Origin of the sequence: Pseudomonas brenneri (genome assembly GCF_007858285.1) — a bacterium.
In the GTDB taxonomy this organism is placed as follows: domain Bacteria; phylum Pseudomonadota; class Gammaproteobacteria; order Pseudomonadales; family Pseudomonadaceae; genus Aquipseudomonas; species Aquipseudomonas brenneri.
Map to the genome: position 1 here is coordinate 273,959 of NZ_VFIL01000003.1, position 22,217 is coordinate 296,175.

Sequence of the window (22,217 nt, forward strand, 5' to 3'; positions counted from 1 at the left end):
AAGTCCAAGGTTCCGAAGTCAGTTATCATGCGCGCGTTTTCATGACAGGCATTGCGATAGAGCAAGCCAGTTGCCAGGAGAGTTGATGAACACCCTTTTTATGCACTGCCGCCCGGGTTTTGAAGGCGAAGTCTGTTCCGAGATCGCGGAACACGCCGCGCGCCTGAACGTTTCGGGCTATGCCAAGGCCAAGACCGGCAGCGCCTGCGCCGAATTTGTCTGCACCGAGGAAGACGGCGCCCAGCGCCTGATGCGCGGCCAACGCTTTGCCGAGCTGATCTTCCCGAGGCAGTGGGCGCGTGGGGTTTTCATCGATTTGCCGGAAACCGACCGCATCAGCGTCATTCTCGCGCACCTGCGGGACTTCCCGGTGTGCGGCAGCCTGTGGCTGGAGATGGTCGATACCAATGACGGCAAGGAACTGTCGAACTTCTGCAAGAAATTCGAAGTGCACCTGCGCAAGGCCCTGCTGGGCGCCGGCAAACTGGTGGAAGATGCAAGCAAGCCGCGCCTGCTGCTGACTTTCAAGAGCGGCCGCGAAGTGTTCATGGGGCTGGCCGAGTCAAACAACTCGGCCATGTGGCCGATGGGCATCCCCCGCCTGAAGTTCCCTCGCGACGCACCCAGCCGCTCGACCTTGAAGCTGGAGGAGGCCTGGCACCACTTTATCCCCCGGGACCAGTGGGACGAGCGCCTGCACGGTGACATGACCGGCGTAGACCTCGGCGCAGCGCCAGGCGGCTGGACCTGGCAACTGGTCAACCGTGGCATGCTGGTCACCGCCATCGATAACGGGCCGATGGCCGAAAGCCTGATGGATACCGGTCTGGTGCAACACTTGATGGCCGATGGTTTTACCTTCACCCCCAAGCAGCCGGTGGACTGGATGGTCTGCGATATCGTCGAGAAACCGGCGCGCAACGCGGCCCTGCTGGAAACCTGGATCGGCGAAGGGCATTGCCGCGAAGCGGTGGTCAACCTCAAGTTGCCGATGAAGCAGCGTTACGCCGAAGTGAAGCGCCTGCTGGAGCGTATCGAAGAAGGCTTCAAGGCGCGGGGCATTCGGGTGGAGATCGGTTGCAAGCAGCTGTACCACGACCGCGAGGAAGTCACCTGCCACTTGCGCCGTCTGGACGTAAAGAAACCCAAGGCCCGGTAAGCGCAACCTTGTAGGAACCGGCTGTTTAGGAGTGAACGATGAGTGACATTTTTGACCCTGCCGTCGACGGCACCCTCGACGCCACCGGCCTCAACTGCCCGGAACCGGTGATGATGCTGCACCAGCACATCCGCGACCTGGCGCCCGGCGGCCTGCTCAAGGTCATCGCGACTGATCCCTCGACCCGCCGCGATATCCCCAAGTTCTGTGTGTTCCTGGACCATGAACTGGTGGAGCAGCGCGAAGAGGCGGGTACTTACCTGTACTGGATTCGCAAGAAGTCCACTTGAGGCAGGTGCCTACTGTAGGAGCGAGCTTGTCTCCGGGCGGCGTTCCGACGAAAAACGTTAACGATAACGCGAAAAAACTGACACCCCGCGTCGCTCTCAGATTTCTCGTCGGAACGCCGCCCGGAGACAAGCTCGCTCCTACAGCGGGCAGTCGCGCTTAAACCTGGCGAATGCGCTTGCGCGCACTACGTGCCAGGCGGACCACCAGCATGGCCGCCGCGCAACTGAGGCCAACGATCAGCCCCTGCCACAAGCCGCTCGGGCCGTTGGCCTGGCCCAGCCAGTCGGTCAGCCCCAGCAAGTAACCGACCGGCAGGCCCACGCCCCAATAGGCGAACAGGGTCAGGATCATCGTCACCCGGGTGTCCTGATAGCCGCGCAAGGCGCCTGCCGCCGTGACCTGGATCGCATCGGAAAACTGGAACAGCGCTGCAAACACAATCAGCATCGCCGCCACCTGGACCACCAGCGGGTCGGCGGTGTAGATCGTGGCGATCTGCTCGCGGAACAACAGCATCAGGCTGCACGATACGCAGGCATAGGCCAGTGCGGTGCCCATCCCCACGCCTGCGGCAAAGCGCGCTTCGCGGGGCTCGCCACGGCCCAGGGCCTGGCCGACGCGCACGGTCACCGCCATGCTCAGGGAGTAGGGGATCATGAACACCAGCGAGCTGAAGTTCAGGGCGATCTGGTGCCCGGCCACCACGGTCGCGCCCAGGCTGCCGATCAGTAGGGCGATTACCGCAAAGATGCTCGACTCGGCAAAAATCGCAATGCCGATCGGCAGGCCAATGCCCAGGATGCGCTTGATCACCGCCCACTGTGGCCAGTCGAAGCGCTTGAACAGCTCGCTGGCCTGATAGACAGGTGCCCAGCGGGTCCAGCCGGCGAAGCCCAGCATCATTGCCCACATCACAATCCCGGTGGCCCAGCCGCAGCCCACGCCGCCCATGGCCGGCACACCGAAATGGCCATAGATGAACACGTAGTTCAGCGGGATATTCAACGCAAGCCCGGCCAGTCCGAGGATCATGCTTGGACGTGTGCGGCCCAGGCCGTCACTGAAACAGCGCAGCACGTAATACAGCGCCACTGCCGGCATGCCCGCGGCAATGCCATGCAGGTAGCCCATGCAGGGTGCGATCAGTTCGGGGTCGACATTCATCGCATGCAGGATCGGTTCGGCGCTGATCAGCAGCACTGACGCGGTACACCCCACCACCAGCGCCAGCCACAGCGCCTGGCGCACCAGCGGGCCGATCTCGGTGTGGCTGCCGGCGCCAAAGCGCTGGGCGACTTTGGGGGTGGTGGCCAGCAAGGTGCCAGTCATCAACAGATACACCGGGATCCAGATGGAGTTGCCCAGGGCTACCGCCGCCAGGTCCCGCGAACTGACGCGCCCGGCCATCACCGCATCGACAAAGCCCATGGCGGTGGTTGCCAGTTGCCCGATCATGATCGGCAGGGCCAGCGCCAGCAGGCTACGGACTTCCCGGCGAACGCGGGCAGGGCGGGAGAGGGGCAGAGTGGCAGTGTTCACGTGCAGATGTCCGATAAGGGGGAGCGCAGGACGGCGCATTCTACGCCTTGACGGATGAGTCAGGAAAATACCTGTGTAGCGGATTTGTAAACGTTCCACGGGCCGGTGCCTGTACACTGCGGATCCGCCAAAGGAGCCTGCCATGCTGATTGTTGCCGACGAAAATATCCCGCTGCTCGATGCGTTCTTCGAAGGGTTTGGCGAGATCCGCCGGGTGCCAGGGCGTGCCATCGACCGCGCCGCCATTGAACAGGCCGATGTGTTGCTGGTGCGTTCGGTGACCAACGTCAACCGTGCGCTGCTGGAAGGCACACCGGTGCGTTTTGTCGGCACCTGCACCATCGGTACCGATCATTTGGACCTCGACTACTTTCACAAGGCCGGTATCCAATGGTCCAGCGCGCCGGGCTGTAACGCCCGGGGGGTGGTGGACTATGTGCTGGGCAGCCTGCTGACCCTGGCTGAAATCGAAGGGGCGGACCTGACCCGGCGCACCTATGGCATCGTCGGTGCCGGTGAGGTGGGTGGGCGGCTGGTCAAGGTACTCAAGGGCCTGGGCTGGAACGTGCTGGTCTGTGATCCGCCACGCCAGGTCGCCGAAGACGGTGATTACGTCAGCCTGGAGCAGATCATCGAACAGTGTGATGTGATCAGCCTGCACACCCCGCTGAAAAAGTCCGGCAGTGGCTCGACCTGGCATTTACTGGATCGCCAGCGTCTTGAGCAGCTCAAGCCGGGCACCTGGCTGATCAACGCCAGCCGTGGCCCTGTGGTGGATAACGCGGCGCTGCGCGAGGTGTTGCTGGAGCGCGAAGACCTGCAGGCGGTGCTGGACGTGTGGGAAGGCGAGCCGCAAGTGGATGTCGAATTGGCCGAGCTGTGCGTGCTGGCAACCCCACATATCGCCGGCTACAGCCTGGACGGCAAGCAGCGCGGCACCGCGCAGATCTACCAGGCGCTGTGCGCGCACCTTGGTCAGCCGGCGACTATTTCGTTGAGTGACCTGCTGCCTGAACCCTGGCTGGCCGAGGTTACCCTCAATGCCAGCACTGATCCGGCCTGGGCCCTGGCGACGCTGTGTCGCAGCGTCTACGACCCGCGCCGCGACGATGCGGACTTTCGCCGTAGCCTGGTAGGAACAGTGGAAGAACAGCGCAAGGCATTCGACCTGCTGCGCAAACACTACCCGGAGCGCCGCGAGATCGATGGTTTGAAAGTGCGGATCAACGGTGGGTCGCCAGTGTTGTCGGGCATCGTCGCCGCACTGGAAGCACAGAACATCCTGTAGGAGCGTGCTTGTCTCCGGGCGGCGTTCCGACGAAAAACCTGAGAGCCACGCTGGGTGTCAGGTTTTTCACGTTATCGTTAACGTTTTTCGCGAGCTAGCTCGCTCCTACAGGAAAGGCATAAAAAACCCGGCCACTTGGGCCGGGTCTGAAAGAGCTGGGGCGTATCAGCCTTGCTGGGCAGGCTTGACCAGTTTCTGCTCCAGTTCGGCGCACGCGCCCTGGATCATCTCTTCGGTAATCTGCACTTCGCGACCCTGGGCATCGATGTACGAGCAGGGCAACTGCTGTGGCTGGCGGATTACTTCAACTTTGTCAGTGCTGCTGGTTTGCAAGGACATGGCCTGTCTCCTCATCAGGTTGTGTACCTACTCTAATTCCCCCGCGTGACCGAGCTGTTACAACTCCAGAGCCCGTCGGTGGATCGAATGCCCAGTCCAGCAGAAATCGCCGCGGATTTCCAGCCGGACTTTAGACCGATAGCCTCTAGGACCTAGTCTTGCCGGGCATAATTAACCTGACTCATTGTGATTTACCCAAGTTCAATCCTATTGCGGTGTAGGCTTGAGGGTGTCTTCCTCAGGTGATGCTCTCCATGCTTTCAGCCCGTCAACGCCGCGCCATCCGCCTGGCCATGCGCTTTATCGCCCCGTATCGCTGGCAGGCCACCGGTGCCTTGCTCGCACTGATTGTCACTGCAGGGATTACCTTGTCCATGGGCCAGGGCATTCGCCTGCTGGTGGATCAGGGTTTCATGACCCAATCGCCGCACCTGCTCAACCAGTCCATCGGCCTGTTCATGATCCTGGTGCTGGGCCTGGCGGTGGGCACCTTTACTCGTTTTTACCTGGTGTCGTGGATCGGTGAGCGTGTGGTGGCGGACATTCGCAGGCTGGTGTTCAACCATCTGATCTACCTGCATCCAGGGTTTTATGAAAACAATCGCAGCTCGGAAATCCAGTCACGCTTGACCGCCGACACCACCTTGCTGCAATCGGTGATCGGTTCATCCCTGTCGCTGTTCCTGCGCAACGCATTGATGGTTATCGGTGGGATTGTGTTGCTGTTTGTCACCAATCCAAAACTCACCAGCATCGTGGTGGTGGCGTTGCCGCTGGTGCTGGCGCCGATCCTGATTTTCGGCCGCCGCGTGCGCAGCCTGTCACGCCTGAGCCAGGACCGGATTGCCGACGTCGGCAGCTACGTGTCTGAAACCCTGGGCCAGATCAAGACGGTGCAGGCCTACAACCATCAGGTGCAGGATGAGCAGCGCTTCGCCGTGACCGTTGAGGAGGCGTTCGCCACGGCGCGCAAACGCATCGTCCAGCGCGCCTGGTTGATCACCCTGGTGATCATGTTGGTGCTGGGTGCGGTAGGCGTGATGCTGTGGGTGGGCGGCATGGATGTGATCGCCGGGCGCATCTCCGGTGGCGAGCTGGCGGCGTTCGTGTTCTATAGCCTGATCGTGGGCAGCGCCTTTGGCACCTTGAGCGAAGTGATCGGCGAGTTGCAGCGCGCGGCCGGGGCGGCGGAGCGGATCGCCGAGTTATTGCAGTCGCGCAATGAAATCCAGGCCCCGCCCGATGGTGCGGTCAAGCTGCCAGAACGGGTCAGTGGTCACCTGGAGCTACAAAACCTGCATTTTTCCTACCCGTCGCGTCCCGATCGCTACGCCATCGATGGGCTGAGCCTGAGCATCAATGCCGGTGAAACCCTGGCTTTGGTTGGGCCGTCCGGTGCCGGTAAATCAACGATTTTTGATCTATTGCTGCGTTTCTACGACCCGCAACAGGGGCAAGTGCTGCTGGAAGGCCGGCCTCTGAGCGCATTGGACCCGTTGGACCTGCGCCGCTGTTTTGCCCTGGTATCCCAGAGCCCGGCGCTGTTTTTTGGCAGCGTTGAAGAAAACATCCGCTACGGCAACCCCAAGGCCACACCTGCCCAGGTCGAAGAAGCGGCGCGCATCGCCCACGCCCATGATTTCATCCTGCAAATGCCCCAGGGCTACCAGACACATCTGGGGGATGGCGGCATGGGCCTTTCCGGTGGGCAGCGCCAGCGCCTGGCCATCGCCCGGGCCTTGCTGGTCGATGCGCCGATCCTGCTGCTGGACGAAGCCACCAGCGCCCTCGACGCCCAGAGCGAGCATCTGATCCAGCAGGCACTGCCGCAACTGATGGAGGGGCGTACCACTCTGGTGATCGCCCACCGTCTGGCCACAGTGAAAAACGCCGACCGGATTGCGGTGATGGATCAGGGGAAATTAGTGGCGGTGGGCACGCATCAGCAACTGATCGCCACTAATCCGCTGTATGCGCGCCTGGCAGCCCTGCAATTCAACGACAATCACGACGCCCTATAAAAAATGCCCGCGTTTCACAACGCGGGCACTTGCTGCTTCAAGCTTGCCGCTTTCGGCTGTTGTTACTGATCATCAAAATAGCGCTCGTGCCAATCCACCAGCGGTTGTGGCGAGTTGAGCTTCTGCCCGTAGATCACCGAATAAGACAGCACGTTCTGCACATACTGGCGGGTTTCGTCGAACGGGATGCTTTCCACCCACACGTCGAAACTCAGGTGATCGGCGCCGCGCAGCCATTGGCGTACGCGCCCTGGGCCGGCGTTGTAGGCGGCAGACGCGAGCACGCGGTTGCCGTTGAACTGGCTGTGCACCTGGCTCAGGTAGGCGGCGCCGAGTTGGATGTTCTTGTCCGGGTCCAGCACCTGCTGCGGTGACGCCAGTGGGATGCTGAATTTGCGCGCGGTTTCCTTGGCGGTGGCGGGCATCAGTTGCATCAGGCCGCTGGCGCCAACGCCGGAACGGGCGTCATCCATGAAGGCGCTTTCCTGGCGAGTGATGGCAAACACCCAGCTCGAATGCAGGCCACGGACCTTGGCTTCACGTACCAGGGTGTCGCGGTGGGCCATGGGGAAGCGGATATCCAGGTCGTCCCAGTACTTGGCCTGGCTGATGGTGCGGATCGCCGGGAAGTACCATTTCATGTCGTAGGCGAGCTTGGCCTGGGCGACCATTTCGTCACGGTTGAAGTGGCGGCTGACGTGATACCACTCGCGGCGGCCGTCGACGATCTGGCCACGGGCATAAAACTCCAGGGCGCGGCGCACACCCGGGGTGTTGCGCACCTTGTTGATCAGGGCCTGGCTCATGACCAGAGGCTGGTTGTTCAACTGATAGGGGGCCTGGGAGCGATCCGCCGCGAGGAAGCCATAAAAATCCCGCTCCTTTGCCAGGCCTTTGTACAGCACCAGCGCTTGCGGGTTCTTCGGCTCGGCCAGTTCCAGGGCGCGGGCCTGCCAGTAGCGCCAGCGGTTGGTAGTGGCCAGGTCCTGAGGCAGCTTGCGGGTCAACTGGTAGGCATCTTCCCAGCGGGCCAGGCGCAGCAGCAGGCGCAGGCGCCATTCGGAGACGGTGTTGTCACGCAGCTCCGGGTCGTACTTGCTCATCACGTCCAGGGCGCGGGGGTCATAGCGTCGCGCCAGGGTCAGGCCGATTTCCCGGGCGATGGACACTTTTTCGTCACGGGAGAAGTGCATGCTGCTGGCATAACCATCCAGCAGGGCCATGGCTTGTTCCGGGTCCTGGCGCGCCAGGCGGCGCAGGCCCAGGCCGACGGCGTCGGACATGGCTTCAGTGGCAGGCAGGAAGCGCGAGGGGTCACTGAGCATGGCGGGCTTTTGCGCCACGTCCACCATCAGGCGGCCCTGGGCGCCCAGGGTGGGCAAGGTTTTCACCAGGCTGTTGGCCAGCGGATAGTTGCGGGCTTCGGCGGCGAGTTTGGCGCGGTCCCAGATTTTCTGCTCGGTCAATTGGCCGGCGGCGGCCCATTGGCCAAAGGTGGCATCACAGGCAGCCGGTTGGGATTTGCCGGTCATCCACAGGGCTTCGGCGGTCTTGTAGCCTTCGGCCTTGAGGTTGTTGCTCAACTGGTATTGGCCGTGCAGGCAGTCCAGCTCGGTGAAGTTGAGCTTGGCGTCGTAGTACTTTTCAAAGGTCTTCCAGTCGCCACGCTCGGCGAGCCAGCGCAACCAGCGCAGCTTCATCCAGTTGGCCTGGGGCAGGTCGCCATGCTTGGCCAGGAACTGTTCGATTTCCTGGTTGCTCGCGGATTTGAGGCGCGCGGTCAGTTCGTCGTAGGCCAGGTAAGGCGTCAACGGGTAATCGGCCAGGGCCTGGCTGTATTGCATGTACGGGCCGGTGTCGCCCTTGGCCAGGGCCCGCTTGGCTTGATCGTAATATTGGCGTTGGGTGGTCAGGTCCACTGCCTGGGCAGTCTGGACGGCGGTGGAGGAAAGAAGCAGGCAAGATAAAAAGCTGAAAAGGCGACTGCGCATGAGACGTCCGTGCAAAGAAATCAGGACTAGTGCCGGCGCCGCCGACACTGATTGCCCCTAGCTTAGCCTTTTGCCCGCAGCCGGTGAAAGCTTTGCAGGTCGCTTCGCTGAAGTTCTCAAGAAATGTCCTACAGAACGTGTCGGGCATGAAAATGCCGGCCGCTTCACCCCCCAACTCAGGTAGAATGCGCGCCCAGTTTTTGGAGAAGCGTATGACCCTGCTCAAATTCAGCGATGTGTCCCTTGCTTTCGGCGCTATGCCGTTGTTGGACAAGGTGTCCTGGCAGATCGCCCGTGGTGAGCGGGTGTGCATCATCGGCCGCAACGGCACCGGCAAGTCCAGCATGATGAAGCTGGTCAAGGGCGACCAGAAGCCCGATGACGGCTCCGTGTGGCGTGCCCCGGGCCTGAAGATCGGCGAGTTGCCGCAAGAATTGCCGGTGGCCGACGAACGGACCGTGTTCGACGTGGTTGCCGAAGGCCTCGACGGCGTAGGCGAATTGCTTGCCCAATACCATCATCTGGCGCAGAACTGCGTCACCGAGGAAGACCTGGACAAGCTGATGCACGTCCAGCAAGACCTCGAAGCCCGTGATGGCTGGCGCTTGCAGCAACTGGTCGACAGCACCTTGAGCCGCCTGCAACTGCCGGCCGACAAGACCCTTGCCGAACTGTCCGGCGGCTGGCGTCGCCGTGTGCTGCTGGCCCAGGCCCTGGTGTCCGAGCCGGACCTGCTGCTGCTCGATGAACCGACCAACCACCTGGATATCGGCGCGATTGCCTGGCTGGAGGAAGCCCTCAAGGACTTCCAGGGCGCCGTGCTGTTTATCACGCACGACCGTTCTTTCCTGCAGAACCTTGCTACGCGCATCCTCGAACTGGATCGCGGCGGCCTGATCGACTGGAACGGCGACTACGCCAGCTTCCTGGTGCACAAGGAAGCCGCGCTGTCCGCTGAAGAAACCGCCAACGCGCTGTTCGACAAGAAACTGGCCCAGGAAGAAGTCTGGATCCGCCAGGGCATCAAGGCGCGCCGCACCCGTAACGAAGGCCGCGTACGTGCCCTGAAAGCCTTGCGTGTCGAGCGTAGCGAACGTCGCGAACGCACCGGCAAGGCCAATATCCAGCTCGATACCGCCGACAAGTCGGGCAAGCAGGTCATGGTCCTGGAGAACGTCAGCTTCCATCACCCGGATGGCCCGTTCCTGATCAAGGACTTCTCCATGGTCCTGCAGCGCGGCGACCGTATCGGTCTGCTGGGCGCCAACGGTACCGGCAAGACCACTTTGCTCAAGCTGATGCTCAGCGGTCTGCAACCGACCAGCGGCACCGTGGAAGAGGGGACGCGCATCGATGTGGCCTACTTCGACCAGTTGCGCCACCAGTTGGACCTGGAAAAGACCGTGATCGACAACGTCGCCGAAGGCCGCGACTTTATCGATATCGACGGCCAGAGTCGCCACGTGCTGAGCTACCTGGGCGACTTCCTGTTCAGCCCGCAACGTGCCCGCACACCGGTCAAGGCCTTGTCTGGCGGTGAGCGTGCGCGCCTGCTGCTGGCCAAGCTGTTCAGCAAACCTGCCAACCTGCTGGTGCTCGATGAGCCGACCAACGACCTCGATGTGGAAACCCTCGAACTGCTGGAAGAGGTTCTGCTGACCTTCAACGGCACCGTGCTGATGGTCAGTCACGACCGGGCATTTCTCGACAACGTGGTCACCAGTACCCTGGTCTTCGAAGGTGAAGGCAAGGTGCGCGAATACGTCGGTGGTTATCAGGACTGGCTGCGCCAGGGCGGCTCGCCGCGCCTGCTGGGCGTGACCGAGAGCAAGTCCGGCAAGGCCGACTTGAATTCTGCGGTGGTTGCACCTGCCGCTGCTGAGCCTGTTCAGGACGCTGCGCCGGCGGCCAAGAAAAAGCTCAGCTACAAGCTGCAGCGTGAGCTGGAAGCCTTGCCGGGTGATATCGACGCCAAGGAGCAGCAGATCGCTGCTGTGGAAGCCGAAATGGCTGACGCGGGTTTCTACCTGCGTCCTGCGGCGGAAACGGCCAAGGTCATCGAGTCCCTGGAGAAGTTGAACCAGGAGTTGGAAGTGCTGGTTGAGCGTTGGGCCGAGCTGGATGCCTGATTGATTCAGCGGCAATAAAAAACCGGCGCTCTTAGGAGCACCGGTTTTTTTATATGAAATGCAAGCCAGCTCCTACATTTGATTTGCAGTGTTCTTACGAGCTCTTTACCAGCTTCACTGCCAGTACGTCGCACGGCGCGCCGTGCAGTACATCATTGGCCGTGGAGCCCAGCAGCAGCGCCAGGCCATGACGCCCATGGCTGCCAACGACGATAAGGTCGCAGTTCTGTTCTTTGGCCAGGTGATGGATTTCCTGGCGTGGTTGGCCATAGGTCAGGTGGCTTTGGTCTTTTTTCAACGCGGGATACTTGGCAATCAGCCGGTCCAGGCGCTCCTTGGCCTGATCGAACTGCTGCTGTTGCAGTTGCGACAGGTCCATCGGCACATCGCCGCCAAAGGCCATGGCCATGGGTTCGACGATATGCACCAGGGACAGCTTGACGCTATCGCCGGCGATGGCCACGGCGCGCTTGATCACCGGATCGCACTCTTCGGTCAGGTCCACGGCGACCAGAATATGTTCGTAAGTCATGAGGCGTTCCTCCAGGGGACTGCAATAAGTTCAGTATGGCTGCTTTCAAGCGGATGGGGTTGCGTCAGGTCAAATCCGCTCATCTAGAAATTCGGGAGTACACATATGACGGTCTGGATAGTGGTGTCAATCCTTGTGGTGGTGTTGAGCCCCCTGGCATGGCTGCGACCTTCGCGCCACCAGAGCGGGCGCATGGCCCTGCGCATGGAGGCCCGCCGCATTGGCCTGGCGATGCAATTGTCGCCCCAGGAATGGCCGCACTGGCTCAAGCAGGAGCCGCCCAGCCCGTGTGCGCAGTACTGCCGGCCACGGCGCAGCAGTAAGCCGGCCCTCTGGTGTTACTGGCAGTTGGAGCCGGGGGTGTGGGTCAATCAGTGGCGGGAAATCTGCGTCGACGAGAAGTTGTTGCCGCATTTTGCAAAGCTGCCGGATAACGTCTACAAAATCGAAGCCGACGGGCAAATGATCGCCTTGTATTGGGGGGAGAAGGGCGAATTGAGCGTCTTGCAGGACATCAATGCCTTGCTCAAGGCCCTGGCCTGACAGCGTTCCACTGTTCCACTGTAGGAGCGAGCTTGCTCGCGAAAAACCTGAGCACGCCGCGTTAAACCAGGTTTAGCGCGTTATCGTTGACGATCTTCGCGAGCAAGCTCGCTCCTACAGTGACGAAATCACAGGCAATAAAAAGCCCGACATCATCATCGGGCTGGAGTTGGCCAGGCAGGCCGGTAATTCTTCAATTCATCACGCCGCGCATTCGCACAGGCGTTCAAACGTGCGGCTAGCCTAGCCGGATATTCGCCGCTGTACAGGCCTTTTCTAAGCTTTTTGTATTATTGATTATGTGAATGCCTGCGCATTGATTCGCCTTGGCGGTTCTGAAATGACTGAAAAGTCGCGTTTTAGCGGCCCTTTCGAGCGATTGACAATTGTCGGAAATTGGCTGAAGGTGGCGTACCCAAATCAAACGGGCGTATGAATTGAGTGTTTGTCTGTCAGACATCTCAGACATAATCCCGACTATCGCATTGGCGGGTGTGCCTGGCGCATTGGCGTAAGCATTGACGTAATGATCAATGCCCGACCAGAGGCCAGCGTCCAGTGTGTACTGTTCAGCTTCCATATCGTGGAGATCAGTTGATGATTTACGAAGGTAAAGCCATCACGGTTAAGGCTCTTGAAAGTGGCATCGTCGAATTGAAATTCGACCTCAAGGGTGAGTCCGTCAACAAGTTCAACCGTCTAACCCTGAACGAACTGCGTCAGGCCGTAGACACCATCAAGGCTGATGCATCGATCAAAGGTGTGATCGTCTCCAGCGGCAAGGACGTGTTCATCGTCGGCGCTGACATCACCGAATTCGTCGACAACTTCAAGCTGCCCGATGCCGAGCTTGTGGCTGGCAACCTCGAAGCCAACAAGATTTTCAGCGATTTCGAAGACCTCAACGTGCCGACCGTTGCCGCGATCAATGGCATCGCCCTGGGCGGCGGTCTGGAAATGTGCCTGGCCGCGGACTTCCGCGTCATGGCCTCCAGCGCGAAAATCGGCCTGCCGGAAGTCAAGCTGGGCATCTACCCAGGCTTCGGCGGTACCGTGCGCCTGCCGCGTATCATCGGTGCCGACAATGCCATCGAGTGGATTGCCGCCGGCAAGGAAAACCGTGCTGAAGACGCGCTGAAAGTGGGCGCAGTCGATGCCGTGGTTGCTCCGGACAAACTCGCAGAAGCTGCACTGAACCTGATCAAGGGCGCCATCAGCGGCGAATTTGACTACAAGGCCAAGCGTCAGCCGAAGCTGGAAAAACTCAAGCTCAACGCCATCGAACAAATGATGTCGTTCGAAACCGCCAAGGGTTTCGTCGCCGGTCAAGCGGGTCCTAACTACCCGGCCCCGGTCGAAGCGATCAAGACCATCCAGAAAGCCGCGAACTTCGGTCGCGACAAGGCCCTGGAGATCGAAGCCGCCGGCTTCGTCAAACTGGCCAAGACGTCTGCTGCACAGAGCCTGATCGGCCTGTTCCTGAACGATCAGGAACTGAAGAAAAAGGCCAAGGCCTACGACGAAATCGCCAAGGACGTGAAACAGGCCGCTGTACTCGGCGCCGGTATCATGGGTGGTGGTATTGCCTATCAGTCGGCGTCCAAAGGCACGCCGATCCTGATGAAAGACATCAACGAGCACGGTATCGAGCAAGGCTTGGCAGAAGCCGCCAAGCTGCTGGTTGGCCGCGTTGATAAAGGTCGCATGACGGCTGCGAAGATGGCTGAAGTGCTCAACGGCATTCGTCCTACGCTGTCCTACGGCGATTTCGGCCACGTCGACCTGGTGGTCGAAGCGGTTGTCGAGAACCCGAAGGTCAAGCAAGCGGTCCTGGCGGAAGTTGAAGCCCAGGTCAAGGACGACACCATCCTGGCGTCCAACACCTCGACCATTTCCATCACCTTGCTGGCCAAGGCCCTCAAGCGTCCGGAAAACTTCGTCGGCATGCACTTCTTCAACCCGGTGCACATGATGCCGCTGGTGGAAGTGATCCGTGGCGAGAAGTCCAGCGAGCTAGCCGTTGCCACCACCGTTGCCTACGCCAAGAAAATGGGCAAGAACCCGATCGTCGTCAACGACTGCCCGGGCTTCTTGGTCAACCGCGTGCTGTTCCCGTACTTCGGCGGTTTCGCCAAGCTGGTCAGCGCTGGTGTGGACTTTGTGCGTATCGACAAGGTCATGGAAAAATTCGGCTGGCCAATGGGCCCGGCGTACCTGATGGACGTGGTCGGCATCGACACCGGCCACCACGGTCGCGACGTCATGGCTGAAGGCTTCCCGGACCGCATGAAAGACGACCGTCGTTCGGCCGTTGATGCGCTCTACGAGGCCAAGCGCCTGGGCCAGAAGAATGGCAAGGGTTTCTACGCCTACGAGACCGACAAGAAGGGCAAGCAGAAGAAAGTTGCCGATCCATCGGTTCACGAAGTGCTGGCTCCGATCGTCTACGAACAGCGTGAAGTGTCCGACGAGGACATCATCAACTGGATGATGATCGCCCTGTGCCTGGAAACCGTGCGTTGCCTGGAAGACGGCATCGTTGAAACCGCCGCCGAAGCCGATATGGGCCTGGTGTACGGTATTGGTTTCCCTCCATTCCGTGGCGGTGCGCTGCGTTACATCGACTCTATCGGTGTGGCCGAGTTCGTTGCCCTGGCTGATCAGTACGCTGATCTGGGCCCGCTGTACCACCCGACTGCGAAGCTGCGCGAGATGGCCAAGAACGGCCAGAGCTTCTTCGGTTAAGCGCCCAAACGACTAGAGCGAGAATATTTATGAGCTTGAATCCAAGAGACGTCGTGATTGTCGACTTCGGTCGTACTCCGATGGGCCGCTCCAAGGGCGGCATGCACCGCAACACCCGTGCCGAAGACATGTCGGCGCACCTGATCAGCAAGCTGCTGGAGCGCAACGTCAAGGTCGACCCGAACGAAGTCGAGGACGTGATCTGGGGCTGTGTGAACCAGACCCTGGAGCAGGGCTGGAACATCGCCCGCATGGCGTCCCTGATGACCCAGATCCCGCATACTGCTGCCGGCCAGACCGTCAGCCGCCTGTGTGGTTCGTCCATGAGCGCACTGCACACTGCCGCCCAGGCGATCATGACCGGCAACGGTGATGTGTTCGTGGTCGGCGGCGTGGAGCACATGGGCCACGTCAGCATGATGCACGGCGTCGATCCAAACCCGCATATGTCGCTGTACGCGGCAAAAGCCTCGGGCATGATGGGCCTGACTGCGGAAATGCTTGGCAAGATGCACGGCATTACCCGTGAAGCCCAGGACGCTTTTGGCCTGCGCTCGCACCAGCTCGCCCACAAGGCAACCCTGGAAGGCAAGTTCAAGGATGAGATCATCCCGATGAACGGCTACGACGAGAACGGTTTCCTGAAGCTGTTCGATTACGACGAAACCATTCGTCCGGATACTACCCTGGAAAGCCTGGCAGCCTTGAAGCCGGCATTCAATCCAAAGGGCGGCACCGTGACTGCCGGTACTTCGTCGCAGATCACCGATGGTGCCTCGTGCATGATCGTGATGTCGGCCCAGCGCGCCCAGGACCTGGGGATCCAGCCTCTGGCAGTGATCCGTTCCATGGCCGTGGCGGGTGTGGACCCGGCGATCATGGGCTATGGTCCAGTACCGGCCACACAAAAAGCCTTGACGCGCGCAGGTCTGAGCATCTCCGACATCGACTTCTTCGAGCTCAACGAAGCTTTCGCCGCACAGGCCCTGCCCGTGCTGAAAGATCTGAAAGTACTCGACAAGATGAACGAGAAGGTTAACCTGCACGGCGGTGCGATTGCCCTGGGCCACCCATTCGGTTGCTCCGGTGCACGTATTTCCGGCACTTTGCTTAACGTGATGAAGCAAAATGGCGGCAACCTTGGGGTTGCAACCATGTGCATTGGTCTCGGCCAAGGCATTTCCACCGTCTTCGAACGCGTCTAAGCGTTGAGTTGACGGAAGCCGGGGCCCAGTGCCCCGGTTTTTGTTTTTTGGAATTTTTAATTTTTTTTAATAAATTTTGTAAGAGGGCCAGAGCATGAAAGTCGAACCAGGGCTCTACCAGCATTATAAAGGTCCCCAGTACCGCGTTTTTAATGTGGCGCGGCACTCCGAGACCGAAGAAGAAGTGGTGTTTTACCAAGCACTGTATGGCGATTACGGCTTTTGGGTGCGCCCCTTGAGCATGTTCCTGGAAACCGTCGAAGTTGACGGCGAGCAGGTCCCGCGCTTTGCTTTGGTGCAGGTCGAACCCAGCCTTTTTTCAGGGCAATAACGGCCGGTTGCGCAGAATGCTGCGCTTGACCTCACTGTGTTGCCACTATATATAGCGTTGCCGCGTCAGGCGCCAACCGCCTTTCTCTTCTCGAATTCAGGAATTTTCCGATCCATGGGCAAATCGCTGGTCATTGTGGAATCCCCGGCTAAGGCCAAGACCATCAACAAGTACTTGGGTAACGAGTACGTGGTGAAGTCGAGTATCGGCCATATCCGAGACCTGCCCACCAGCGGTTCGGCTAGCGCCAGCAAGGAGCCTGCTGCCAAGCGCGGCAAGGCGGCTGCGGGCGAAGGTCCGGTGCTCTCGCCTAAAGAGAAGGCGCGCAAGCAGCTGGTCTCGCGCATGGGTGTGGACCCGGATCATGGCTGGAAGGCCAAGTACGAGATCCTTCCGGGCAAGGAAAAGGTCATCGAGGAGCTGCGCCGGCTCGCCAAGGATGCCGACACCATCTATCTCGCAACGGACTTGGACCGCGAAGGGGAAGCCATTGCCTGGCACCTGCGCGAAGCCATCGGTGGGGACGACAGCCGCTACAAACGCGTGGTGTTCAACGAAATCACCAAGAAGGCGATCCAGGAAGCCTTCTCCAAGCCAGGCGAGCTGGACATTGACCGCGTCAATGCCCAGCAGGCCCGTCGCTTCCTCGACCGCGTCGTGGGCTACATGGTCTCGCCGCTGTTGTGGGCGAAGATCGCCCGTGGCCTGTCCGCCGGCCGTGTGCAATCGGTCGCGGTGAAGCTGGTAGTGGAGCGCGAGCGCGAGATCCGTGCGTTCATCCCTGAAGAATACTGGGAAGTCCACGCCGACCTCGGCACCGCCAAGGGCGCGACCGTGCGCTTTGACGTGGCCCGCGAGAAAGGCGAGGCCTTCAAGCCGCTTAACGAAGCCCAGGCCATGGCTGCGCTGGAGAAGCTCAAGGCTTCCAGCTACAGCATCGTCAAGCGCGAAGACAAACCGACCAGCAGCAAGCCGTCGGCGCCGTTCATCACCTCCACCCTGCAACAGGCCGCGAGCAACCGCCTGGGCTTCGGGGTGAAGAAGACGATGATGATGGCCCAGCGTTTGTACGAAGCGGGCTACATCACGTATATGCGTACCGACTCCACCAACCTGTCGCAAGACGCGGTGGCGATGGCGCGCACTTATATTGAAAGCGAATTCGGCAAGAAGTACCTGCCGGAGAAGCCAAACGTCTACAGCAGCAAGGAAGGCGCACAAGAGGCTCACGAAGCGATTCGTCCGTCTGACGCCAATACCGAGCCAAGCAAGCTCACGGGCATGGAGCGCGACGCTGAGCGCCTCTACGAGCTGATCTGGCGCCAGTTCCTGGCCTGCCAGATGCTGCCGGCGCAATACCTGTCCACCACCGTCACCGTGGGTGCCGGGGACTTCGAGCTGCGTGCCAAGGGGCGTATCCTCAAGTTCGACGGCTACACCCGTGTGATGCCGCAAATCGCCAAGCCCGGCGATGATGACGTGCTGCCAGACATGGCCCAGGGCGATGTGATGAAGCTGATCAAGCTTGATCCGTCCCAGCATTTCACCAAGCCGCCTGCGCGTTATTCGGAAGCCAGCCTGGTAAAAGAGATGGAAAAACGTGGCATTGGTCGTCCTTCGACCTACGCGGCGATCATTTCCACCATCCAGGACCGTGGCTACGTGGCCCTGCATAACCGTCGTTTCTATTCGGAAAAGATGGGCGATATCGTCACCGAGCGTCTGTCCGAGAGTTTCTCCAACCTGATGGACTACGGCTTTACCGCAGGCATGGAAGAGAACCTCGATGACGTGGCCCAGGGCGAGCGGGACTGGAAGAATGTACTCGACGAGTTCTATGGCGACTTCAAGAAGAAACTCGAAGTAGCCGAGAGCCCGGAACACGGTATGCGCGCCAACCAGCCGGTGATGACGGATATCCCGTGCACCACTTGCGGTCGGCCGATGCAGATCCGCACTGCGTCTACCGGTGTGTTCCTCGGTTGTTCGGGTTATAGCCTGCCGCCTAAAGAGCGCTGCAAGGCCACCGTCAACTTGGTGCCAGGCGATGAAATCGCTGCCGATGACGAGGGTGAGTCCGAGTCGCTGGTACTGCGTGGCAAGCACCGTTGCCCGATCTGCAGCACCGCGATGGATGCTTATCTGCTGGATGAGAAGCGCAAGTTGCACATCTGCGGTAACAACCCGGATTGCAACGGCTACGAGATCGAAGAGGGCACCTACCGCATCAAGGGCTACGAAGGCCCGAGCCTGGAGTGCGACAAGTGCGGCAGCGAGATGCAGCTCAAGACCGGCCGTTTCGGCAAGTTCTTCGGTTGTACCAATACGACCTGCAAGAACACCCGCAAACTGCTGAAAAGCGGTGACGCGGCGCCGCCGAAGATGGACCCGGTGAAGATGCCTGAGCTCAAGTGCGAGAAGGTCAACGACACCTATATCCTGCGTGATGGCGCTTCGGGCTTGTTCCTGGCGGCCAGCCAGTTCCCGAAAAACCGCGAGACTCGTGCACCCCTGGTGATGGAGATCGTGCCGCACAAGGACGAGATCGACCCGAAGTACCACTTCCTGTGTGAAGCGCCGAAGAAGGATCCCGACGGTCGTCCGGCCGTGATCCGCTACAGCCGCAAGACCAAGGAGCAGTACGTGCAGACCGAAGTAGACGGCAAGCCTACGGGTTGGAAAGCGTTCTACGACGGCGGCAAGTGGAAGGTCGAGGACAAGCGCCAGGGCGCTTGATCTGTAGGCGCGAGCTTGCTCGCGAAGGTCGTTAACGATGACGCGATAAACCTGGTGCACTGCGGTGCTCTCAGGTTTTTCGCGAGCAAGCTCGCTCCTACAGGCCGTATCATACTTATGTCGTTGTGGAGACTGCCGTCATGGCCAACGAACTCTATACCCGTACCAACCAGAAAATTTACTTCGCGGGTTTGTCCCTGGACGCCCTTGGCCGTGCCGAGGAAGGAAAGGAGATGAACGCTATCGCGCTGGTCCAGGCGGGGCGAGAGTCGGCGTTGTTCCATCTGTATGGCGCCTTGTTGGGTCTGTGCCATGAAATTGCCGGCTTCTATCGTTTGCCTCAGGCGCATGCGCCGCGGGCCGAGGATATCCTGACCCGTGAGGTGCTGGAGTCGCTGGCCATTCCTGAGTTGGCTGAGCTGGTGGAGATGGCTCGCAGCCCTGACAGTTGGCTGGCACGTTTGCTGGCTGCGCATTCGGCGATGTTTCAGCCGCCGCGTGTGCCGCACAAGCCCAAGGGCGATGTGACCCAACCGCTGATCGTTGCGGTCAGCCTGGAAGAGGAAGGCCCCGAGCCACTGAGCCGGGCCGAGTTGGAGAGCTGGCGCCAGGAACTGAAAAAACTGGCGATACGCTTTCGGGATGGGTTGAACGAGTGCTGAGCCGGATAGCGTTGGCAGGGTAATGAGGCGCTACAGACCATTCATCCAGCTGTACAGAAAGCTGTTCAGATCCTGAGCGAGGCTCTGCTTATGACTGATATAATGCCGGCCTTTCGTGGAGAACAGATTTTTATGCCAACGTCCTTTCTGGAAATTGTTGAACTGCCCGACGGCCGAATTGAGCTGCGCAGGGCTGAGGACGAGGGTTCTCTGGTGACTTTGGATTTTTCCGAGGACGCCAAGGCATTCCTGCAAGGCCAACACGTGGAAGTGGCAAAAGCCATGCTGAGCGTTGGTGTGCAGATGGCGGGGCGCCTGGCTGAGGGCGAACCGGAGAAAGACGACGGTCCACGGATTCTTCACTGAGTCCGCTTGTCGTTTTTAAGATTCAAATGCTCAATCGGCTTCTCAATTCTGTAGAAGCCTAGCGTCCATCGCAGGCACTGACCTGACGTCAGGCTGCAATCGGACGACCTGTACCACTCCCGATAACGCGTTGCGCGTCAGGCTCGGGCTTATCCCAAACGAATATTCAAGCTCTGTGCATCGCCCGTACGCGCTGCGCTGATCAACTGCTGCTTGGCCGAAGCGCCCAGTGGATTCAGCCAACTGACCACCGTGTGGCTGCGTCCGAGGCGCAGCGCTTCACAGGTCAGTTGCTGGGCGCTCTGGGTGCCGCGTGGTTGCAGCAGCAGGATGCGTTCGCGGTTCAGGCCCGCATCCCGCAACCAGGCCTGGGTCAGGCTGGAGGGCGGGGCGATCAGGGTCAGCCAGCGGGCGTCCTGTTCTTCGCTCAGGTTGCGAAGAATGGGGGCCAGCAGGCTCAGGCAGTTTCCGGCAGCGCCGCGCAACGACAATTCACTGAATACCTCAGGTTCAGCGGTGGCGGTCCATGGGGACTGCACCGTCTCGTTGAGGATAGGTGCAAGTGGCTGGGCCAAAAAGGCCTCAAACAGCGGCAGTTGTGTGTGTTGTTGCACGCGTGGGAACTGCATGATGCCTCCGTTAGCGGCGAATAACGCCGACACTCAAGCCTTCGATCACCAGGTCCTGATCCTTCAGGTTGACTTCAATCGGCGAAAACTCGGGGTTTTCTGCCAGCAGCCAGACTTTGCTGCCTTCGCGCTTGAAGCGCTTGACCGTCACTTCATCGCCGATGCGGGCCACGACGATCTGGCCGTTGCGCGCTTCGCGGGTGGTGTGGACGGCCAGCAGGTCGCCGTCGAAGATGCCCACGTCCTTCATGCTCATGCCATGGACCCGCAGCAGGTAGTCGGCGCGAGGATGGAAGAAGGTCGGGTTGATATTGCAGGACTCTTCGACGTGCTGTTGTGCAAGAATCGGCGCACCGGCAGCGACCCGGCCGATGATCGGCAGGGTCGATTCGTCAGCCTTGGCCTCAAAGCCAGGGATACGAATGCCGCGCGATGCACCAGGGGTCATTTCGATCGCGCCCTTGCGGGCAAGGGCCTTCAGGTGTTCTTCGGCAGCGTTGGGGGATTTGAACCCCAGCTCCAGGGCGATTTCCGCCCGGGTCGGCGGATAGCCGTTGTCGTCGAGGCAGCGCTTGATAAAAGCGAGAATCTCAGCTTGGCGTGGCGTCAGTTTTAGCATGTTGATCGCTCTGTCTTTTTATACAGTGACTGGGATTATATACAGTGAACTGCGCTTGGCAATCATCGTTTTTGCCGACTCCGCCGGACGGTCATCCGTCGGTCCTTGCAAAGCCTTGGGATAGCGCTGCCAACAGGCCGTTGAAGATGTGATTAAATAGGTGCGAATCGGGTGACTGCCCGGCCGGAAAACGGACCTGCAGGCTTGACATTGCACAAGGTGAAACGTATGTTTCAAACAAGTGTTTGTCAGGCGGAGTAGCCATGGCCCAGTCGGAAACCGTTGAACGCATTCTCGATGCTGCCGAGCAGTTGTTCGCGGAAAAAGGATTTGCTGAAACTTCATTGCGGCTGATCACCAGCAAGGCCGGGGTCAACCTGGCGGCAGTGAACTATCATTTCGGCTCGAAAAAGGCTTTGATCCAGGCGGTGTTCTCACGCTTCCTCGGGCCGTTCTGTATCAGCCTCGACCGTGAGCTGGAGCGGCGCCAGGCCAAGCCTGACAATAAGCCAAGCCTGGAAGACCTGCTGGAAATCCTCGTCGAACAGGCCCTGGTGGTACAACCGCGCAGTGGCAACGACCTGTCGATCTTCATGCGCCTGCTGGGCTTGGCTTTCAGTCAGAGCCAGGGCCACTTGCGACGTTACCTTGAGGACATGTACGGCAAGGTATTCCGTCGTTATATGTTGCTGGTCAACGAGGCGGCCCCGCGTATTCCCCCTATCGAATTGTTCTGGCGCGTGCACTTCATGCTCGGTGCTGCGGCATTCAGCATGTCGGGGATCAAGGCCTTGCGCGCCATTGCCGAGACGGATTTCGGGGTCAATACCTCCATCGAGCAGGTGATGCGCCTGATGGTGCCTTTCCTGGCAGCCGGCATGCGTGCCGAAAGCGGTGTCACCGACCCGGCCATGGTGGCCGCGCAGTTGCGCCCCCGCAGCAAGTCTGTGCCCGTGCCTGCCAAGGTTTAACCACTGGCGTCTGGGCGCCACCGCTTGCATCCGCTAAGCTAGCCGCCCATGCCGATTTCAAACAGTTACCCGCACCCCGTCACCTTGCCAGGTCAAGCCTGGCAAGGTGACGGGGTGCGCG

General features: G+C 60.2%; 19 protein-coding genes. 13 read left to right on the forward strand and 6 right to left on the reverse strand.

Annotation, left to right across the window (positions count from 1 at the left end; genetic code table 11):
* Nucleotides 1-85 precede the first annotated feature (85 nt).
* Together rlmM and tusA are read left to right on the forward strand one after the other, a co-directional pair.
* Nucleotides 86-1,159, forward strand: a complete 1,074-nt coding sequence (gene rlmM, locus FJD34_RS07885) for a 23S rRNA (cytidine(2498)-2'-O)-methyltransferase RlmM (protein WP_032863326.1) — start codon at nt 86-88, stop codon at nt 1,157-1,159.
* A 38-nt stretch (nt 1,160-1,197) separates the two neighbouring features.
* A complete protein-coding gene (gene tusA, locus FJD34_RS07890) occupies nt 1,198-1,449 on the forward strand; it encodes a sulfurtransferase TusA (RefSeq protein WP_032863325.1) in 252 nt (83 codons plus the stop codon).
* Nucleotides 1,450-1,606: 157 nt separating this feature from the next.
* Here the strand turns inward: tusA and FJD34_RS07895 are convergent, their stop codons facing one another.
* Nucleotides 1,607-2,989, reverse strand: coding sequence for an MATE family efflux transporter (locus tag FJD34_RS07895; RefSeq protein ID WP_032863324.1), 1,383 nt, complete (start codon nt 2,987-2,989; stop codon nt 1,607-1,609).
* A 142-nt stretch (nt 2,990-3,131) separates the two neighbouring features.
* On the opposite strand from FJD34_RS07895, the gene pdxB reads away from it, so the two are divergent.
* Nucleotides 3,132-4,277 carry a 4-phosphoerythronate dehydrogenase PdxB gene (pdxB, locus tag FJD34_RS07900; protein WP_032863323.1) on the forward strand — a complete coding sequence of 382 codons (1,146 nt, stop codon included), beginning with the start codon at nt 3,132-3,134 and terminating at the stop codon, nt 4,275-4,277.
* A gap of 165 nt (nt 4,278-4,442) precedes the next feature.
* Here pdxB and FJD34_RS28030 read toward each other — a convergent pair whose 3' ends face one another.
* Nucleotides 4,443-4,616: a PA1571 family protein gene (locus tag FJD34_RS28030; RefSeq protein WP_032863322.1), complete on the reverse strand. Its 174-nt coding sequence runs from the start codon at nt 4,614-4,616 to the stop codon at nt 4,443-4,445.
* A gap of 245 nt (nt 4,617-4,861) precedes the next feature.
* On the opposite strand from FJD34_RS28030, the gene FJD34_RS07905 reads away from it, so the two are divergent.
* Nucleotides 4,862-6,637, forward strand: coding sequence for an ABC transporter transmembrane domain-containing protein (locus FJD34_RS07905; RefSeq protein WP_162237660.1), 1,776 nt, complete (start codon nt 4,862-4,864; stop codon nt 6,635-6,637).
* A gap of 62 nt (nt 6,638-6,699) precedes the next feature.
* Here FJD34_RS07905 and FJD34_RS07910 read toward each other — a convergent pair whose 3' ends face one another.
* The gene (locus FJD34_RS07910; protein WP_090291661.1) at nt 6,700-8,628 is read right to left on the reverse strand and encodes a transglycosylase SLT domain-containing protein; all 1,929 of its coding nucleotides are present in this window, start codon (nt 8,626-8,628) and stop codon (nt 6,700-6,702) included.
* A 212-nt stretch (nt 8,629-8,840) separates the two neighbouring features.
* On the opposite strand from FJD34_RS07910, the gene FJD34_RS07915 reads away from it, so the two are divergent.
* Nucleotides 8,841-10,757 (forward strand): ATP-binding cassette domain-containing protein, encoded by a 1,917-nt coding sequence (locus FJD34_RS07915; RefSeq protein WP_065942391.1) that lies wholly within the window; start codon nt 8,841-8,843, stop codon nt 10,755-10,757.
* 94 nt (nt 10,758-10,851) lie between these two features.
* Here the strand turns inward: FJD34_RS07915 and FJD34_RS07920 are convergent, their stop codons facing one another.
* Entirely contained in the window at nt 10,852-11,289 is a 438-nt protein-coding gene (locus FJD34_RS07920; RefSeq protein ID WP_032863318.1) for a universal stress protein, read from the reverse strand.
* Between the two features lie 105 nt (nt 11,290-11,394).
* Between FJD34_RS07920 and FJD34_RS07925 the strand changes: the two genes are divergently transcribed.
* The 7 genes from FJD34_RS07925 to FJD34_RS07960 all read left to right on the forward strand — a co-directional run bounded on the left by FJD34_RS07925 (nt 11,395) and on the right by FJD34_RS07960 (nt 19,877).
* Nucleotides 11,395-11,832 (forward strand): hypothetical protein, encoded by a 438-nt coding sequence (locus tag FJD34_RS07925; RefSeq protein ID WP_032863317.1) that lies wholly within the window; start codon nt 11,395-11,397, stop codon nt 11,830-11,832.
* A 597-nt stretch (nt 11,833-12,429) separates the two neighbouring features.
* Nucleotides 12,430-14,577 (forward strand): fatty acid oxidation complex subunit alpha FadB, encoded by a 2,148-nt coding sequence (gene fadB / locus FJD34_RS07930; RefSeq protein WP_032863316.1) that lies wholly within the window; start codon nt 12,430-12,432, stop codon nt 14,575-14,577.
* 29 nt (nt 14,578-14,606) lie between these two features.
* Entirely contained in the window at nt 14,607-15,782 is a 1,176-nt protein-coding gene (fadA, locus tag FJD34_RS07935; RefSeq protein WP_090291659.1) for an acetyl-CoA C-acyltransferase FadA, read from the forward strand.
* Nucleotides 15,783-15,876: 94 nt separating this feature from the next.
* Nucleotides 15,877-16,113: a DUF1653 domain-containing protein gene (locus FJD34_RS07940; RefSeq protein ID WP_017137419.1), complete on the forward strand. Its 237-nt coding sequence runs from the start codon at nt 15,877-15,879 to the stop codon at nt 16,111-16,113.
* A gap of 114 nt (nt 16,114-16,227) precedes the next feature.
* Nucleotides 16,228-18,849, forward strand: a complete 2,622-nt coding sequence (gene topA, locus FJD34_RS07945; RefSeq protein ID WP_090291658.1) for a type I DNA topoisomerase — start codon at nt 16,228-16,230, stop codon at nt 18,847-18,849.
* Between the two features lie 140 nt (nt 18,850-18,989).
* Nucleotides 18,990-19,511, forward strand: a complete 522-nt coding sequence (locus FJD34_RS07955; protein ID WP_032863313.1) for a DUF6586 family protein — start codon at nt 18,990-18,992, stop codon at nt 19,509-19,511.
* Nucleotides 19,512-19,643: 132 nt separating this feature from the next.
* Entirely contained in the window at nt 19,644-19,877 is a 234-nt protein-coding gene (locus FJD34_RS07960; RefSeq protein ID WP_029300092.1) for a hypothetical protein, read from the forward strand.
* 149 nt (nt 19,878-20,026) lie between these two features.
* On the opposite strand, the gene sulA is transcribed toward FJD34_RS07960, so the two are convergent.
* Nucleotides 20,027-20,506, reverse strand: a complete 480-nt coding sequence (gene sulA / locus FJD34_RS07965; RefSeq protein ID WP_090291656.1) for an SOS-induced cell division inhibitor SulA — start codon at nt 20,504-20,506, stop codon at nt 20,027-20,029.
* Between the two features lie 10 nt (nt 20,507-20,516).
* Nucleotides 20,517-21,125 carry a transcriptional repressor LexA gene (gene lexA / locus FJD34_RS07970; RefSeq protein ID WP_029300096.1) on the reverse strand — a complete coding sequence of 203 codons (609 nt, stop codon included), beginning with the start codon at nt 21,123-21,125 and terminating at the stop codon, nt 20,517-20,519.
* A 263-nt stretch (nt 21,126-21,388) separates the two neighbouring features.
* Between lexA and psrA the strand changes: the two genes are divergently transcribed.
* Nucleotides 21,389-22,096: a transcriptional regulator PsrA gene (psrA, locus tag FJD34_RS07975; RefSeq protein WP_032863310.1), complete on the forward strand. Its 708-nt coding sequence runs from the start codon at nt 21,389-21,391 to the stop codon at nt 22,094-22,096.
* Nucleotides 22,097-22,217: the final 121 nt, after the last annotated feature.